19 protein-coding genes and 1 riboswitch are annotated in these 17,152 nt (G+C 41.4%); of the genes, 6 read left to right on the top strand and 13 right to left on the bottom strand.

What is annotated here, in order from left to right:
* Positions 1–5: 5 nt before the first annotated feature.
* The 5 genes from ACQCT5_RS08780 to ACQCT5_RS08760 form a co-directional block, all read right to left on the bottom strand.
* The gene (locus ACQCT5_RS08780; RefSeq protein WP_499640977.1) at positions 6–1,295 is read right to left on the bottom strand and encodes an MFS transporter; all 1,290 of its coding nucleotides are present in this window, start codon (positions 1,293–1,295) and stop codon (positions 6–8) included.
* 392 nt (positions 1,296–1,687) lie between these two features.
* Positions 1,688–2,296: a superoxide dismutase gene (locus tag ACQCT5_RS08775; protein ID WP_417899577.1), complete on the bottom strand. Its 609-nt coding sequence runs from the start codon at positions 2,294–2,296 to the stop codon at positions 1,688–1,690.
* Between the two features lie 130 nt (positions 2,297–2,426).
* Positions 2,427–3,386, bottom strand: a complete 960-nt coding sequence (gene pfkA, locus ACQCT5_RS08770; protein WP_499640974.1) for a 6-phosphofructokinase — start codon at positions 3,384–3,386, stop codon at positions 2,427–2,429.
* 126 nt (positions 3,387–3,512) lie between these two features.
* A complete protein-coding gene (locus tag ACQCT5_RS08765; protein ID WP_499640972.1) occupies positions 3,513–3,992 on the bottom strand; it encodes a DUF456 domain-containing protein in 480 nt (159 codons plus the stop codon).
* A gap of 77 nt (positions 3,993–4,069) precedes the next feature.
* Positions 4,070–5,710 carry a Na/Pi cotransporter family protein gene (locus tag ACQCT5_RS08760; protein WP_499640971.1) on the bottom strand — a complete coding sequence of 547 codons (1,641 nt, stop codon included), beginning with the start codon at positions 5,708–5,710 and terminating at the stop codon, positions 4,070–4,072.
* Between the two features lie 237 nt (positions 5,711–5,947).
* Between ACQCT5_RS08760 and ACQCT5_RS08755 the strand changes: the two genes are divergently transcribed.
* From ACQCT5_RS08755 to ispG, 3 genes are all read left to right on the top strand, one after another.
* Positions 5,948–6,724, top strand: coding sequence for a DUF1189 domain-containing protein (locus ACQCT5_RS08755; RefSeq protein WP_499640969.1), 777 nt, complete (start codon positions 5,948–5,950; stop codon positions 6,722–6,724).
* Positions 6,725–6,834: 110 nt separating this feature from the next.
* The gene (yqfZ, locus tag ACQCT5_RS08750; protein ID WP_499640967.1) at positions 6,835–7,179 is read left to right on the top strand and encodes a protein YqfZ; all 345 of its coding nucleotides are present in this window, start codon (positions 6,835–6,837) and stop codon (positions 7,177–7,179) included.
* A gap of 164 nt (positions 7,180–7,343) precedes the next feature.
* Positions 7,344–8,441 (top strand): flavodoxin-dependent (E)-4-hydroxy-3-methylbut-2-enyl-diphosphate synthase, encoded by a 1,098-nt coding sequence (gene ispG, locus ACQCT5_RS08745; protein ID WP_499641186.1) that lies wholly within the window; start codon positions 7,344–7,346, stop codon positions 8,439–8,441.
* Positions 8,442–8,476: 35 nt separating this feature from the next.
* Here ispG and ACQCT5_RS08740 read toward each other — a convergent pair whose 3' ends face one another.
* Positions 8,477–8,890 (bottom strand): hypothetical protein, encoded by a 414-nt coding sequence (locus ACQCT5_RS08740; RefSeq protein WP_499640965.1) that lies wholly within the window; start codon positions 8,888–8,890, stop codon positions 8,477–8,479.
* A gap of 597 nt (positions 8,891–9,487) precedes the next feature.
* Between ACQCT5_RS08740 and ACQCT5_RS08735 the strand changes: the two genes are divergently transcribed.
* Together ACQCT5_RS08735 and ACQCT5_RS08730 are read left to right on the top strand one after the other, a co-directional pair.
* Positions 9,488–10,069 (top strand): 5' nucleotidase, NT5C type, encoded by a 582-nt coding sequence (locus tag ACQCT5_RS08735; protein ID WP_499640963.1) that lies wholly within the window; start codon positions 9,488–9,490, stop codon positions 10,067–10,069.
* A gap of 72 nt (positions 10,070–10,141) precedes the next feature.
* Positions 10,142–10,234, top strand: a riboswitch (cyclic di-GMP riboswitch).
* A gap of 55 nt (positions 10,235–10,289) precedes the next feature.
* Positions 10,290–10,412, top strand: a complete 123-nt coding sequence (locus ACQCT5_RS08730) for a hypothetical protein (RefSeq protein WP_499640961.1) — start codon at positions 10,290–10,292, stop codon at positions 10,410–10,412.
* Positions 10,413–10,478: 66 nt separating this feature from the next.
* Here the strand turns inward: ACQCT5_RS08730 and ACQCT5_RS08725 are convergent, their stop codons facing one another.
* The 5 genes from ACQCT5_RS08725 to ACQCT5_RS08705 form a co-directional block, all read right to left on the bottom strand.
* A complete protein-coding gene (locus tag ACQCT5_RS08725) occupies positions 10,479–10,643 on the bottom strand; it encodes a YwzD family small protein (protein ID WP_499640959.1) in 165 nt (54 codons plus the stop codon).
* Positions 10,644–10,816: 173 nt separating this feature from the next.
* The gene (gene zur / locus ACQCT5_RS08720) at positions 10,817–11,227 is read right to left on the bottom strand and encodes a zinc uptake transcriptional repressor Zur (RefSeq protein ID WP_499640957.1); all 411 of its coding nucleotides are present in this window, start codon (positions 11,225–11,227) and stop codon (positions 10,817–10,819) included.
* Entirely contained in the window at positions 11,228–12,064 is an 837-nt protein-coding gene (locus tag ACQCT5_RS08715; RefSeq protein WP_499640955.1) for a metal ABC transporter permease, read from the bottom strand. It lies immediately after the preceding gene.
* Positions 12,064–12,834, bottom strand: a complete 771-nt coding sequence (locus ACQCT5_RS08710; RefSeq protein WP_499641184.1) for a metal ABC transporter ATP-binding protein — start codon at positions 12,832–12,834, stop codon at positions 12,064–12,066. Before ACQCT5_RS08710 ends, ACQCT5_RS08715 begins: the two co-directional genes overlap by 1 nt.
* Positions 12,835–12,989: 155 nt before the next feature.
* Entirely contained in the window at positions 12,990–14,396 is a 1,407-nt protein-coding gene (locus ACQCT5_RS08705; RefSeq protein WP_499640953.1) for an ATP-binding protein, read from the bottom strand.
* Positions 14,397–14,548: 152 nt separating this feature from the next.
* Here ACQCT5_RS08705 and ACQCT5_RS08700 point away from each other — a divergent pair, with 152 nt between their 5' ends.
* On the top strand, positions 14,549–14,803 hold the full coding sequence (locus tag ACQCT5_RS08700) for a DUF2624 domain-containing protein (protein ID WP_417899565.1): 255 nt from the start codon (positions 14,549–14,551) through the stop codon (positions 14,801–14,803).
* 41 nt (positions 14,804–14,844) lie between these two features.
* Here the strand turns inward: ACQCT5_RS08700 and ACQCT5_RS08695 are convergent, their stop codons facing one another.
* On the bottom strand, positions 14,845–15,747 hold the full coding sequence (locus ACQCT5_RS08695; RefSeq protein WP_499640951.1) for a deoxyribonuclease IV: 903 nt from the start codon (positions 15,745–15,747) through the stop codon (positions 14,845–14,847).
* Positions 15,748–15,823: 76 nt separating this feature from the next.
* Positions 15,824–17,131, bottom strand: a complete 1,308-nt coding sequence (locus tag ACQCT5_RS08690) for a DEAD/DEAH box helicase (RefSeq protein ID WP_499640949.1) — start codon at positions 17,129–17,131, stop codon at positions 15,824–15,826.
* Positions 17,132–17,152 lie beyond the last annotated feature (21 nt).

Raw genomic sequence — 17,152 nt, 5'->3', positions numbered from 1 at the left:
TGGAACTAAGGCTTAGATTCTCCCTCGCCATCCCTCAAAGTTGTCACAAATGGGTGCGGTTCCTCTTCTATGACTGGTTTCGTCGGTTCCAATTCAATTTTCCTTACAAAAGGATAGATCATAGCATGACCGGCCCCAATGATACACATGAGGACCGGTATACTTTTTTGCTGATCGAAAAAAAGGACAGCTATAAGGAAAAGTAAAACGGAAAAAGTCCTGCCTCCATTCAGGAAAATCTCGCGGACCACAATATACTCAATGCGCATCTCGCCAGCCTTCCAGCTTTTGCCGATCACGTCATATGTCAGGGAAACGTATGGGACCAATAACAATGGATAAGCGATCGCAATCGTGACTGCATAGAAGAGTAGTTTCACATATGTAAGCTCGAATACTAGGAAGAATATCGCCCCGTACAAGATCAGCCCGCCAATCAGGATAGCTTTTTTTCGATGGCGCTTCTTAATAAGCCTTGTGGCAAAATAGTAGGCTACAAATGCTACAGCCGAATTCAGCAACCCAAAGGTTCCGAGTGCCATCTCACTGTTTGTTGTGATATACACCAATACGGATACTGCAAAAATGAATGTCCCTTCCCTTATACCTTGAAAGAAGTGTGCATTGGTAATATAACGCCAATTGTCATTGTTTTTTCTTTCCTTTATGATGCGCTTCAGTTCATAATTTCCCTCTGCTCCTCTTCGCTTAATGAATAAGCTTAAAACGACCGCAGCAGAAAAAAGGATCAGGGAAATCGTAAAAATGACCGTGTACCCAGTAAACTTCTCCAAAGTGGAAATGATGTAGCCTGCAGCAAACGGACCTATCATCCCGCCTACAGATGTCAGGATTCCTAAAAACCCGTTGAAAAAATCCCGGGTTTCCGGTTCCGTAATTTCAAATGTAAGGACATTAAAGGCAAGCCAATAGAACCCGTAGCCGATTCCAAGTAAGGAACCGAGCATCAATAAGTAAGTGGATGCCTGATCCCCAATAAAGAGTACAGACAAATAAAAAAGTGCTAAGAATACGACTCCTAAACGTAGCACTATGACTCGATCGATTTTTTTTGCCCACCTCCCTGCCAGGATGAATGTCAGAGGCTGAAAGATGACCACCGCCAGGTTATAGAAGCCCAGATCACTGAACTCTCCCGACTGCTTCCACAAGTACACATTTACAAAGGTGTTCGATAACGCGATGCTTAGTGAATAGAGTCCACCAATGACCAAGAGCAGCAGCAAGTCTTTATTCACTTCCACATCACCAATTAACTTTTTTAATGCAACCATATTACCCTCGCTCCTTTATCTACGTTTATTGTGGCTTAATGGAGAGGTAATATGTATTGTTTTTGGATACTTATAGTCGCTGCCTGAATCGAAAATTTATGACTTTGCCTTTATGATGAGCTTTTCACTTTGGATTCCCCTTCATATAGCTCTTCATACACCTCATGATGAGCTTTTCACTCGATATCCCCCTTCAAAAAGCTCTTCATACACCTCATGATGAGCTTTTCACTCGATATCCCCCTTCAAAAAGCTCTTCAAATTCCTTATGATGAGCTTTTCACCCTTAATCCCTCATCAAATTGCCTTTCATCTAGCATGTTGGCTATACACTTGCTCCAAGGAAAATAAAAAACTCCCGCCCACAAAGGACGAGAGTCATCAAACAAAAATTATTTTGCTTCGTTATAAAGCTTTCCAACCACATCCCAGTTGATTACATTGTAGAATGAAGAAATGTAATCCGGACGGCGGTTTTGGTAGTTCAGGTAGTATGCATGCTCCCAAACGTCAAGACCTAGGATAGGCGTTTTGCCTTCCATTAAAGGAGAGTCCTGGTTTGGTGTGCTTGTCACTTCAAGCTCACCGTTGTTTACTACTAACCAAGCCCAGCCAGAGCCGAAACGGGTTGTAGCAGCTTTCGTGAACTCTTCTTTAAAGTTTTCAACGCTACCGAATTTGCTAGTGATGGCATCTGCCAATTCACCAGTTGGAGAAGTTGAGCCGCCTGGAGTCAGGATGTTCCAGAAAAGGCTATGGTTCGCGTGTCCACCACCGTGGTTGCGAACTGCAGTTTGGATTTCTGCAGGAACAGCTTCCATGTTGGAGATCAGCTCTTCCACACTTTTGCCTTGAAGTTCAGTTTTTCCTTCAAGCGCTGCGTTAATACCAGTTACATAAGTATTGTGGTGCTTTGTGTGGTGAATGTTCATAGTTTCTTTGTCGATATGAGGCTCCAATGCGTCATAAGCATAAGGTAATTGTGGTAATTCGTATGCCATAATTATCTCCTCCTAATTTGTTATGTAGTATAAATCCGGGTTGGCTCTCCCATCCCATGATTCATTATTTTCAGATTACCAAAACTTGTAGTATCTTTCAATTAATCTGCCTTAAACTTGTCACATTTATTTAAATGGATAGTTCCTGAGAGAGGCGATACATGCTCTCATCTATTTTATGGGGCATGGAAAAGACCTCATCAAAGGAATAGTCAACGATACGATTTTGTTCCATACCGACTGCACGTCCACCTTTACCTTCTATCAGCAATTCAACTGCACGTCCTCCAAGTCTGCTCGCAAGCACGCGGTCAAATGCCGTCGGAGTGCCACCACGCTGTATGTGACCCAATACAGATACACGTGTTTCAAGACTTGTTTCCCTTTCAATCAGCTTCGCGAAGTCCATTCCATTGCTTACACCTTCAGCCAAGACGATAATGGTATGCTTTTTGCCACGCTTTTGTCCGCTTTGGATACGGCCTACGACGTCTTCGAGTTTAAAATCTATTTCCGGAATGATGATTGTTTCCGCTCCACCGGCCAATCCCGCCCATAAGGCAATATCACCGGCATGGCGTCCCATCACTTCGATAATAAAGGTACGTTCATGCGATGTGGCTGTATCCCTTATTTTATCAATCGCATCAATGACAGTGTGCAAGGCAGTATTAAATCCGATCGTATAATCGGTTCCTGCAATATCATTGTCAATGGTACCAGGCAGTCCGATACATGGGAATCCGTGCTCGGTCAGCTTCTGCGCTCCTCTATAGGAACCGTCTCCACCAATGACGACAAGTCCCTCCACACCATGCTTATTCAGCTGTTCTATTCCTTTTTCCTGACCTTCTAGTGTCTTAAACTCTTCGCTTCTTGCTGTATAGAGAATCGTTCCTCCGCGATGAATGATATCCCCCACCGACCCTAGCTCAAGTTTCTTGAAGTTGCCCCCCATCAGACCAGCATACCCCTGATATATTCCATACACATTTAAATTATGGTAGATTGCTTTCCGCACTACAGCACGGACGGCTGCGTTCATGCCAGGCGAATCTCCGCCACTCGTCAATACCCCGATCGTTTTCATTGTCTTCACTCCCTATAATTGAACATACCATTCCATAACACAAAAGCTTGCCAGTTAAACAAAGATTAGTATATCCATATTAAACCATTCCATGATGCTAAAATGCCAATGTTATGGTATTTGATTTCAAATAAAGAATAGAAAACAAAGAATCATCACCATTTGTATCAATCCTTTTGCAAGAACACTGCTGAAAAGTCCTACAACAGAGCCGAAGCCGATTTTCACCGCGGCCTTCCATTCCTTTTTATTGAAAAGCAGTTCCCCAAGAATTGCCCCCAAAAACGGGCCGAGAATAATCCCTGCAACCGGTATGACAAAGGGGCCAGCCAGTAGACCAATCGTACTGCCCCAAATTGACGCTTTGCTTCCGCCGAACTTTTTGACTCCCAGTAGGTTGGCAAAATAATCGGCAACAAATAGAAGCACGACAAACAAAGAAGTAATAATCCAAAACCAGACATTCAGCTCTTCAAAGGAAAAGAACACTCCATATAATAGAAATCCCCCTACAATGAATAGCACACTAGGAATGATCGGGTAGATCAATCCTACAAAAGAGATAACAAACAGTGCAATGATGATGATCCAATAGACGATATCCATATTCATCCTCCAATTCGATAATATGCAAGAAAAGCCGGACCCCCTAGAGAGTCCGGCAATTTCTAAGTTACTATCTATTATAGCGTTTCGTGGTCCTCACCTAAAACTGCTTCTGCAATATTTACGGCATGGTCCCCGATTCGCTCTAAGTTGCTCACGATATCGACAAATACGATACCGGCTTGACCGGAGCATAATCCTTCGTTTAGACGAAGAATATGCTTTTTACGTAAAGAACGTTCCATTTTGTCAATCTGATCTTCTTTTAGTCTTACATCGTTTGCAAGGTCTTTGTTGTTTGTACGTAATGCTTCAACTGCTTCTTTTACAGTAGTAATCGTCAATGTAAACATTTCTTCAAGATCTGTATCAGCAGCCTCAGTCAAGTCCACCTTATTTGCTTTTTGGTAATCCACAAGTTCCACGATGTTCTCGAAGTGGTCACCGATTCTTTCGATGTCTCGAACAGTGTCCATTAAAGTAGAATGTTCTTCAGACTCATGATCTGATAATGAACTTGAAGACAATTTCACTAAATAGTCCGTGATTTTTCTGTCCAGATTATTGATTGCATCCTCAATTTGGTAAGCCTGTTCAGAGTATTTTGTAGTACCAGTTTTCAAATATTCATGCGTAGACTCTAGACCCTTAATGGAAAATTCACCCATTCTGAGCACTTCTTCTTTTGCTTGACCTAATGCAAGTGATGGTGACTGTTCAATAAAGATCGGATCCAAGTGTTTTGCTTTATATTCAACGATAGCATCTTCACCAGGAATGATTTTCGTCACGATAAGGGCCAGTAATCCAATGAATGGGAACTGTATAATTACATTCGCTACGTTGAACGTTCCGTGTGCAAATGCTATCGTCATTTCCGGATTCAGGTTTAGCGAATTTTGGAAAAACACGATCAATTTTTCAAAAGGTATTAAAAGTATCAATACTAAAGTAGTCCCTAACAGATTGAAAAGAACATGTGATAAAGCAGCTCGTCTCGCAGCAACAGAAGCACCGATTGCAGCAAGAACCGCGGTAATCGTTGTACCGATGTTATCACCGAAAAGTACCGGTAAAGCAGCGTCTAAGCTGATTGCACCCTGACCGAACAGTTCCTGTAGAATTCCGATTGTGGCACTTGAACTTTGAACAATAACTGTAAACACTGTTCCAACTACAACCCCAAGAATCGGATTGTCACTCATTGATACAGTCAAGTCATAGAATGCTTGAAGCTCGCGCAACGGTTTTAGACCGTCTCCCATTGTTTTCAAACCGTAGAATAATGCACCGAATCCAAATACGATTTGTCCGAAATATTGTATTCTTTGGTTTTTGAAGAAGAATAAAAGCACTGCCCCAGCTGCAATAATCGGCAACGCATACTCATCTATCTTGATACCTATAATAAAAGCCGTTACGGTAGTACCTACGTTTGCACCCATAATTACACCAATTGCCTGGCGAAGGGTCATGAAACCTGCACTAACCAATCCTACTGTCAGTGCCGTTGTTCCGGAACTCGTTTGGAGCAGGATGGTAACGAGAATACCTGCCAATACACCCATAAATGGATTCGTTGTGAATCGATCTAAAATATCTCTCAGCTTGTCTCCTGCTGATTTTTGCAGTCCGTCACCCATGTATTTAATACCAAATAGGAATATACCCAGACCACCAACAAATTCAAATATCAACCTCTGAACATCCAAGTCCAATACTTTCAACCCCTTAATTTATGTACTTATTATCGACAAAAATCAACAAAACCAAGTACAATTATTAACCTAATGTAGAGGTAATGTAAATAGAAAACCTGATAAATTTACATTATCTTTACAAACCGACACTTGAAATTAACAAAGGATTCTGATACTTCACTAAAATATTGTATACATACCCATATTAAGGTAACATTAGGATGACTAATCATTATCACTAAAGGACTGATCCATTTGAATATTTTCAAACAATTCATCAAAAGCCTATACTCACCTAAAACGATGGCGAGCTTTCGTTTTCAGGGTATCGGAAAGACGATTCTTTTTGTATTTTTCCTTGTACTCCTTACTTCTATTCCCAAGTTTGTCAATATTGGAACCGATGTAACAAATTTTTATAATAGCGCACAAGAAATATTCGAATCCGATGTTCCCGATTTCTACATAGAAGAGGACAGATTTCACGCTGATGTGCAGGAGCCATATGTTATGGAGGAAAGTGGAATGACCATCATTTTTGACCCCGAAAATGAACTTTCCTTAAGTGAAATTAAAGCATATGAGGAAGTGCTTGCTTTCCAGCAGGATGAAGCACTTCTTGTATACCAGGGCACTGTCGAATATATTCCCTTCTCGGATTTTCAAGGTGCATATATAGGAAAGGAAGAGGTTGTCGCCTTTTTGGATTCTATGGAAGGAACGCTTCCTGTCTGGATTACCCTCATCATCATTGCAAGCTATGTTTTCTTCAGTGCCACTAAATTTATTCAAGTGACCATTCTTGGTCTTATCGGACTGGTATTAAAGAATGCCCTAAAACGCACGAACCTTAACTTCCGTCATACATGGATCATGTCAGCATACGCTGTTACGATACCAAGCGTATTTTTTGCCATCATGGAGGCCCTTGCCATTCCTGTACCTGGCGCGGTGTGGTTGAACTTTGCCATTGCGGTATTTGTTCTCTTCCTTATAATCAAAGAAGTAAAAATCAGAAAAGCACAGGAATAACCTCTCTAACCGCCGGTAAAAGCCCGGCGGTTTTTTTGTTCTGTTTTGTCATAACCTCCGTGGACAAGCATATAGTGAACTAACTATATTGTCTTAGGAGGAACTTTTTCATGATTCGACTATTCATTGCAGCCCTTATATGTATAACCATCTTCAGCATCTATTACGACCTGTCAAAAGGCACAATACCCATTGCAAACGAACAACAGGCAGCCCCGGTCATGACCACACCTTCTTTGACAGAGGAACCGGATACGGAAACTGATTCCAATGTAACCTACATAGAGGTGGAAGTGAAAGCCGGAGATACCGTTCTTACTGTTGCTGAGCGAATCGCCAATAAGCCCATCCCTGTGTCAATCACCCAACTGGTGGAGGACTTTCAGATTCTTAATGAAGGAATGGCGCCTGAAAAGATCCAAGTAGGCAAAATATATAAGTTTCCCCTATACTAGAAGCACTTAAACATTTCCACTTGTCTTTCTAAATCGCAATTGTTAAAATATGTTGGGAGCTAGTGGATAATACTAGCTTTTTTCCTGGATTAAAGGTAATCTGATGAAGATAGATGTTTTGATTTTAGATCATTCCTAAAAGGAGCGATTCACTCGTGAATGAAATGATACATCGTACTAAAACCCGTCCGGTAAAGGTTGGCGACATTACTATCGGCGGAAGCAATGAACTATTTATCCAAAGTATGACTACAACAAAAACTCATGATGTCGAGGCGACAGTTGCTGAAATCAAACGCCTGGAAGAAGCGGGCTGTCAGGTAGTCCGGGTAGCAGTTCCTGATGAGCGTGCTGCCAACGCCATTCCAGACATCAAGAGACAAATTAATATTCCATTAGTGGCAGACATCCACTTTGACTATAAGCTAGCGTTAAAAGCCATTGAAGGCGGTATAGACAAGATCCGTATCAACCCGGGGAATATTGGACGCCGTGAAAAAGTGGAAGCTGTAGTAAATGCAGCCAAAGCCAAGGGCATTCCGATCCGTATCGGAGTAAATGCAGGTTCCCTCGAGAAGCGTATCATTGAAAAATACGGCTACCCTACTGCTGACGGCATGGTGGAAAGCGCGCTTCACCACATCAGGATTCTCGAAGACCTGGATTTCCACGACATCATCGTATCCATGAAAGCATCAGATGTGAATCTTGCGATTGAAGCTTATGAAAAAGCCGCTAAAGCATTTGACTACCCTCTTCACCTAGGTATCACTGAATCCGGAACATTGTTTGCAGGTACGGTGAAAAGTGCAGCAGGACTAGGAGCGATCCTTAGCAAAGGAATCGGGAACACTCTACGCATCTCCCTCAGTGCCGATCCTGTTGAAGAAGTAAAGGTTGCCCGTGAATTGCTGAAATCATTCGGACTTTCTTCCAACGCCGCTACATTGATTTCCTGTCCTACTTGCGGACGAATTGAAATCGACCTGATCAGCATCGCAAATGAAGTGGAAGAATACATTTCCACAATCAAAGCACCAATCAAGGTCGCGGTTCTTGGATGTGCGGTAAATGGTCCAGGAGAAGCACGCGAAGCGGATATCGGAATTGCAGGGGCACGCGGCGAAGGACTTCTTTTCCGTAAAGGTGAAATCGTCCGCAAAGTTCCCGAGGCAGTCATGGTCGACGAATTAAAGAAAGAAATCGATAAAATTGCAGAAGAATACTTTGCAAAACAGGAAGCCGAAAAAGCAAAAGCTTGACACTGAAAAGTGCCAAGCTTTTTTCTTTGCTTCTTCTAAAAAAGTGGAAGTACAAACAAACCAACGACGATTGATACTATACCGATACCAATCGCCCATGCTCCTAACCCTGCAGCACCTCGTTTGCGGGCAATGAAGCCCACAATGATACCAGCAGCACCCATGATGATCGGTAGGAAGAATAAAGATAGTATAGAAAGAGCAAGCCCTAGAAACCCAAGGCCTCTGCCGCTCATTCCCATTACATCGCTTCGTTCCTCCTCAAAGATCTCTTCTTTTTCCCTGCTTCTATCTGAGCGTAGTACAGGAGGAGCAACCGCAACCTCTGCCGCATTTTCTTCCAAATACAGCTGTTGCGATTTTCCTGCGGCTACGTGAGGATCTTGATAAGCCAATTCTGAATCAAAACGTTCTCGTGCTTCTTCGTTTTTCTCCATTTCATTTGCCATTCGTATCCCTCGCTTTCATAAGAAGTTAGGAGCATTACTTATTATGACCTCCGCCATCGAAAGAATAGATGTTAACTTTTTCCGAAGCGAAATGCATTTTTCATTATTTTAGGCTTCCCTTAAATAAGTGTGTCCCGTTTAACTCCCTGTTGATTTCCGTTACAAGTGTTCGCTTTCCGCGGGGCAGTGCTTGAGCCTCGGCTTTGCCTGCGGGGTCTCAAGTCTACCGCTGTCTCACACCTTGCACTACAACCAACAGGGGCGGCAAGTGATGCATAATGGCCCCACTTTATTTCATTTCCTGGTGTAATTTTTTTACATAAGAGGCTCTTAAAAGAGTTGATGTTTATTGTGTATAATAGCTGTTGATTGGAGCAATAGGCGAAGACTCCTGCGGGAGGAAGCGTTTAGGGGAGACCCCACAGGCGAAGCCGAGGAGGCTCCACAAAACGCCCCTTGGGTCGCTGCGCCTAGTGCGGAAATCAACAGCGGTGTTTCACAAATCTCTACTTTATAAGTTGAAACTTAGTTCTTATTAACTGTTTTTTGGACAAAATATGATAAGATGTCCTTATGAAGAAAAGCGGGAGGTACTACATGAGAAAAAGACTTGGCATCGATATCGACGGAACATTGACCTGCCCTACCACCTTTGTTCCTTTTATCAATAAAACCTTAAATAAAAACATTACCCTCGAAGATATGACACAATACGACTTGACACCTCTTATGGGATTAACGGAAGAAGGATTCTGGAACTGGATGGACGAAATGGAGCCTGTCATCTATCAAGATGCCCCATTGGCAATAGGCGCCAAGGAGATTGTTCAGAAATGGCAGGGGGAATTGGATTTATTTTTTATAAGTGCACGAAGAAGCCATCTATTCGAGATCACGAATAATTGGTTCGCCAAGCAAGAGATTGATTACGATCATTTGGAGCTTTTGGGCACCCATAATAAGATTAGCGCGGTAAAGAAGCATCATATCGACCTCTTTTTTGAAGATAAACACGATAACGCAGTGGATATCAGCGAACAATGCCAAATCCCTGTCATTCTCTTTGACACACCCTATAACAGAAATCCAATCCCGGATAATGTACATAGAGTGAGCAACTGGTTTGAAGCAGAGAAAATAGTACAAAATCTCCTTCAAACTACCGTTTCCCTAAAATAAGACTTTATACCTATCTTTCGACAATTTTCTTTACAAATTGGATAACATTGTCGATAATTATGATGAAAAAGCCGTACGAAAAGGCAAAATCATTGAAAAGTGATGACGCAAAGCTATGGAGCTAAAGTTCTTTCATGAAGAGAGCCATGCTAGCCAGCTACCGAACACGCACACGAAACAACCTCCGTACGGGCTTAAACGTTAAAGGAGGAAAATAATCATGCATAATGAAGAAACATGGTTCACACCTGAAAGAAAAGAAAAGGTATTATATGCTTCCCTTATTGCTTTTTCTGTATTTGTTGGTGCTGGAATTACAGTTCTAGTCAACACTGCCATTTAATAATCCAAAAAAGCTGACTTATCTACGCAAAAGTGCGTCTGATGAGTCAGCTTTTTTCAATTCCAATCAACCATGTTTTCTCATGGCTTTGATTAACTGATTTTTTATGCTGTCAACAAAATCAATCGTATTGATTTCCTGATTTTTCGTGCCCATTTCCTTTGCTGTTTCCAAAATGACAACCAGGTCCTCCTTATTTAAAGAGGACTGCTCTACCTTCTCCCTGGACATTGCATACACCCTTATTTTTTCATATACCAAAAAGTTCGACTGCTTTCCCTTTTTTTCGAGGGCTAGTATTACATATAAGACTATAGTACCTTTATATGTTGGTGTTGGAGAAAAGGTGAAGTAAAAAAACGACTGCAGGTACGCAGCCGTTTTTATTTCATCTTCTATAGTTTCTAAACACATTCAGGACATTTCCCATAGATCTCAAACTTATGCCCTGTTACATCGTAGCCGATTAGATCTTCTCCAAGATTTCTCATCGGACAGGTTTCGATTTCTTTCGTTTTTCCACAGTCCAGGCAAATAAAATGATGGTGATGGTGGTTTGTTGAACAGGTAAAGCGGAAATGCTTTTCACCGGACAGTTCCGTACTTTCCAAAATATCAAGCTCCACAAAGAGTGCAAGATTACGGTAGATTGTATCAAAGCTAAGGCCAGGATAGTTTTCCTTCATAACATCCAATACGTCCTTAGCAGTCAAATACTTATCCTCTGCTGCAAACAACTCCAGCATTTCCTGCCTTTTACCTGTATATTTGTACCCTTTGTTTTTCATTAAGAGCAAGGCTTGTGAGACATTCATTTACTTTCCTCTCCTTACTTTATTCCAAAGAATTGTAATAATGAGAATCAAGACAGAAATAATGACGATCGTTCCACCAGGAGCAAGGTCCAGGTAAAAAGAAGTGGCAAGTCCACCTATCACCGCAATTTCCCCAAACAGCACCGACAAAAAAATGGTCTGCTTAAAACCGCGGCTCAGACGCATGCTTGCAGCAACAGGCAATGTCATAAGAGAAGAAACAAGCAGTATCCCTACAATGCGCATACTTGCGGCAATAACAAGTGCTACCATGATGATAAAAATCAAATGAAACATTCTTGCATTCACACCTGACACCTTCGCATGCTCCTCATCGAAGGATAGGACGAAAAATTCTTTATAGAAAAGGACGATGGTTGCAACAACCGCAATCGCGATAACAAAAATGGTCCAAAAGTCGACACTTGTTACCGCACTGACACTACCGAACAGAAAATTGAACAAGTCGGTGTTAAATCCATCCGCAAGTGAGATGAAAATGACTCCTAGTCCGATCCCTGACGAAAGAATGATAGGTATGGCAAGCTCCTGATAATGCTTATACACACCTCTCAATTTCTCAATAAAGAGGGCACCAGTGACGGAAAACGCCATCCCAAAATATATCGGGCTTAACCCGGTGAAAAGACCGAACCTCTTTTCCAAAAGCAGGCTCGCTGCTATACCCGCAAGCGTCACATGGCTAAGGGCATCCGCAATCAAGGACAATCTCCGGACGACAACAAAGACACCCAATAACGGCGCTAAAAATCCAATCAATAAACCTGTATAAACCGCATTTCTTAAAAATTCGAATTGCATGAGTGCTGAAATCATTACATATGCCCTCCATCATGGTGGTGATGACTAAGAACATGGACGTCATGACCATAGAACTGAGATAAGTCATGGGAACATAACTTTTCAAATTCATCCGTTAAACCATGGAAGTGCAGTGTTTTGTTCAGACATGCCACATGTGTCACTTTTTCTGTTATTGTCCCGATATCATGCGTCACCATCACCAAGGTGATTCCCAGATCTTTGTTAAGCTTTTCAAGCATCTGATAGAAATTATGGACATTCTTTGCATCCACGCCTACAGTCGGCTCATCCAATATAAGCAGCTCCGGGTCACTTACCAAGGCTCTTGCGATAAAGATGCGCTGCTGCTGACCACCAGAAAGATCGCCGATATTCCTATGGGCAAACTCCTCCATCCCAACGGCTTTGATCGCATCCAACACTTTCCGTCTGTGCTCCTTATTGAAGAAACGAAGCAAACCGACTTTTGAAACAAGACCTGTAGATACCACTTCAAAAACGGTCGCAGGAAAACCTGAATTAAAGCTATTGGCCTTTTGTGAAACAAAACCTATTTTGTTCCACTCTCTAAATTTCCGGATGTCCTTGCCAAAAAGCTGAATGGATCCTTGCTGAGGTTTCAATAAGCCAAGGATACATTTAAGCAGCGTGGATTTTCCGGAACCATTAGGACCCACCAATCCAAGGAATGCTCCTTCAGGTATCGTAAGGTGGATATCCTCCAATACATTCTGCTGTTCATATTTAAAGGAAAGTCCTTTTATTTCTAACACATTTTCGATAGGTTTCATCTATTTCACACCTTATAAGATAAGAATCATTACGATTTTTCAACAATAGATTAGTATACAGGAGACAAGTAGAAAAGTAAATCTTTTGAACCTGCTGTTTTTATTATCCTCCACCCTCTTCAAAGCTAAACAAAAAAGCCTGGAAATCAGGCTCTTTTATGCAGAGGCAGACGATAGCAAAAAGTGGACCCTTCTCCAAGCTTACTATCGATAAAAAGCTCCCCATCGTGATCTTCAATTATTTTTTTGCATAGCGGAATTCCAAGCCCGTTCCCTTTTTCCTTGGTTGTAAAGAATGGCTTTCCAATACGGTCAAGCACATCCTCAGCCATGCCTTTCCCGTTATCCATGACAGTTATTTCATAAAACATATCCGATTTTTTTGCTCGCAATAGGAAGAACTTGCTCTTCTGGTTCTCCGGATACGCTTCAATTGCATTTCTAAGAAAGTTGAGCATAACCTGCTTGATCATTGCTTCATTCACCACTACCTGGTCTTCCACTTCGTCAATTTCAAAATCAAAATCGATGTTATGCAACAAACATTCTGATTGGAAAATGTAAACAAGTGAACGAAAAATCTGTTGAGGCTGAATCGGCTGCTTTTTCACTTTTTTACGGGAAACCGACAGGAAATCCTCAATAATGGAGTTCATCCGATTGATCTCGGCCATGATGGTATCATAGTATTTGCTCCAATTGTTCGTAATCTGTGATAACTGAATAAACCCTTTTATCACGGAGAGCGGGTTTCTCAATTCATGGGCCATCCCAGCGGAAATCTGCGAAACAGACTCCATCTGCTGCTTATAAATGAGTAGATTTTCAAATTTTTGCTGGTATGAGCGGTCATGGATAATAAAAATCACTTTCTCCGTCTGTTCAAAGTAAAGGCCTTGTATCTGAAAAAGCATTTCATCATCATAACAGATACGTTCTTTGAAGTTTTTATTAAAATAGACCTCTTCGTGGATTTCCATTAGTTTCTGCTTCAAAAAGCTTGGAGTATGAATGCTTGAGAAATCGGCATTGCGGTATGTATCTTCTTCCACATCAAGCTCCAGAACGGTCAAGCAGCGCTTGTTGATATATTCAATGGTAGCCTGTTTAGTAAGAACCAATATGGCTACATCCAGTGCGTTTGTAGTGAATTCATTCAATTTAAGTGATTGCTCGATGGTCCCATAATGCAATGGGAGGATACTCATCACATCATTGGTTTCAATGACATTCCCTGACAAATAAATGCGGTTCTCCGCAAACTTTCCATTGTACACCACTTCTATGTATTTCCCATCTATTCGGTGAAAAAGAATCTTTTTTCGCATTTCCCCATTAGCCATGACTAGTTCTTGAATGTATGTAAAGACTTTTTCCCTGTAGCTGGTCGGAAAAGTCAAGAAAAATGATCTATCCCCATCCATCAACGAGAAAAAAGAGGCAGCATGCTCATTCCACTCCTCAATTGAACCGTTTACATTCAATATCAAACGCAAATCAGAGCTCAATGTACGAAAAATATCTTGTTCCTTCTGATCTATGATAAAAGACAAGGCGACTCCCCCTTGTTACCTTTAAATATCGTTAAAAATGAATTATTGTTTATCTTTTTTTAATTATACAATAATTTCCTAACTATTGTCATATTATTTCGTAAAGGTAGCACTTTTGTTTATTTTCCATAGGCTATCATGGGAGGGATTCTATGAATATTTACCAGCAGATTGTAAACAAGAAGCTTCACAACATTTCACCCGAAGAACTGATGAACTACAGCGCTCAGTACAATATTTCATTGACTTCAGATCAGGCAAAGAAGGTTTCGGCTCTATTACAATCAAAAAAAGTGAATGTCTTTAACACATCGGAACGAATCCAGCTGATGAAGGAAGTTGCAAAAATCACCGGCCATGAGACGGCAAAAAAAGTGAATCAATTGTTTATGGAGTTTACAAAATGACAAAAAGGAGCAAGGGTGTGAATCCCCTGCTCCTTTCTACTTTAGTCATTTATTATTTTCGTCAATATATCTTCCTCGAACACTTTGTTTCTCAGCATTGCAATCTCGTGTTTGTAAGGCGGCTTTCTGTCTTTTTTATCTTCTCCGACATAAGGCGTCTCCAGTATTTTCGGGATGGAGGACAGCTGGTCGTGATGCACAATATAATTCAATGCATCAAACCCGATGTTTCCAAATCCAATATTCTCATGACGGTCCTTCGCTGCCCCACGTACATTTTTACTGTCGTTGATATGAAGTACCTTGATTCTATCCAGCCCTACAATGTCATCAAATTGTTTTAATACGCCATCAAAGTCATTGACAATATCGTAGCCTGCATCATGAACATGGCATGTATCAAAGCAGACGGAAAGCTTTTCGTTGAGATGAACACCATCGATGATAGCTGCAATTTCTTCAAAGGTTCTTCCGCACTCCGAACCTTTTCCTGCCATCGTTTCCAGTGCTATTTGCACATTTTGTTCTTTTGTAAGAGCTTCATTGAGTCCCCTTATTATCTGGGAAATACCAATTTCCGCTCCCGCTCCCACATGTGCGCCTGGATGAAGCACAATCTGCTTTGCTCCGATTGCTTCTGTTCTTCTGATCTCTTCCGCTAGGAAGTTCACTCCGAGCTCGAAAGTTTCCGGCTTTTCGGAGTTTCCAATATTGATGATATACGGGGCATGAACAATTATATCCTTGATCCCATGGTCCTTCATATGCTGAAGACCCGCTTCAATATTAAGATCTTCTATTTTCTTTCTTCTTGTATTCTGGGGAGCACCTGTATAGACCATAAATACATTCGCCCCATAAGAAGCAGCCTCTTCACTTGCAGCCAGAAGCATTTTCTTTCCGCTCATCGATACATGAGAACCGATTAAAAGTTTATTTTCCACTACAACATCACCTCATTAAAAAATCCATCTTTATTTTACCATAATGTTGTCGGGAAAGGTCAGATTAGAGCTCGGCTTATCTTTTCTTTAAACGACGTTGTCTTTTCTTGAATTGCTCCACTTCGTACTTATGTTTCTTTTTGTAACCCGGTTTTACCTTTTCGGACTTTTTAACTGCTGTTTTCGCAGCCACATCTATCTCATTGATTTTCTTTTGACGGTTCTGACGCTTATTACGAGCACCGATCTCTACAAGCTCGCCGCCTTTAAGGTCCATCTGAGTAAAGGTAATTCCAAGCTTTTCGATTTGAGACAATGCATTTTCATCCGTGGGTTCATAAAATGTAATTGCTTTTCCGGAATATTCTGCACGGCCAGTACGGCCAACACGGTGTACATAGAAATCCAAATCTGTTGGAATTTCAAAATTAATGACATGACTGACACCATCAATATCGATACCTCTGGCAGCCAGATCTGTTGCAACCACATATTGGTAGTCCAGTTCATTGATTTGCTTCATCATTTTCTTGCGTTCACGTGGATTCAAATCCCCATGGATTCTTCCTACCTTCAACCCTTGCTCAAGGAGAGCATCCGCCACTTCATCGGCTTTCTTCTTTGTATTCGTAAACACAATTGCAAGGAAGGGATTCAATCGCACAAGGACATCATGCAAAAGAGTCATTTTATTTTTTGATTTAACCGGGATGAGCAAGTGATTGATTTTCGTTGCAGTAACTTGCTTCGGTGCTACATGTGTATATTTTGGATTTTCCATATATTTGCGCAGGAATGGCTTTAACTTTTCAGGAATCGTTGCGGAAAATACAAGTATCTGAAGGTCTTTTGGCATGGCAGAAGCGATTTTATCTATATCTTCAATAAAGCCCATTTCGAGCATCAAATCCGCTTCATCGACTACGATTGTTTTAGCTGTATAAACCTGTAGTGCTTTTTCACTCATCAGGTCCTTGATACGACCTGGAGTTCCCACGACAATTTGAGGCTGCTGCTTCAAACGATCTATCGTACGTTGTTTGTCTGTTCCGCCAATATAGCATCGAGCGGTAATTTCTTCGTCAGGTGCACAAAACTTTGTCATTTTTAAAACTTCCTGATAGATCTGGTTGGCTAATTCTCTTGTAGGTGCGGTGATGACAGCTTGCACCTCTTGTACAGATGGATCAATTTTGCTTAAGATGGGAATCAAATATGCATGAGTTTTACCGGTACCTGTTTGCGATTGGCCTATTGCGCTTTCTCCATTCAATAATGAGGGAATCATTCTTTCTTGAACCTCAGTCGGTTTTTGAAAACGAAGTTCTTTCACCGCTTCCAATATAAACGGTTTCACTTTGAATTTCTCAAATTGTGTATTCATTTATCTTCCTCCAGCATTTCT

The organism is Sutcliffiella halmapala, from assembly GCF_050107295.1.
GTDB classification, from domain to species: Bacteria; Bacillota; Bacilli; order Bacillales; family Bacillaceae_I; genus Sutcliffiella_A; species Sutcliffiella_A halmapala_A.
The sequence above is the reverse complement of the archived record's forward strand: the minus strand, read 5'-3'. Positions and strand labels throughout refer to the sequence as shown.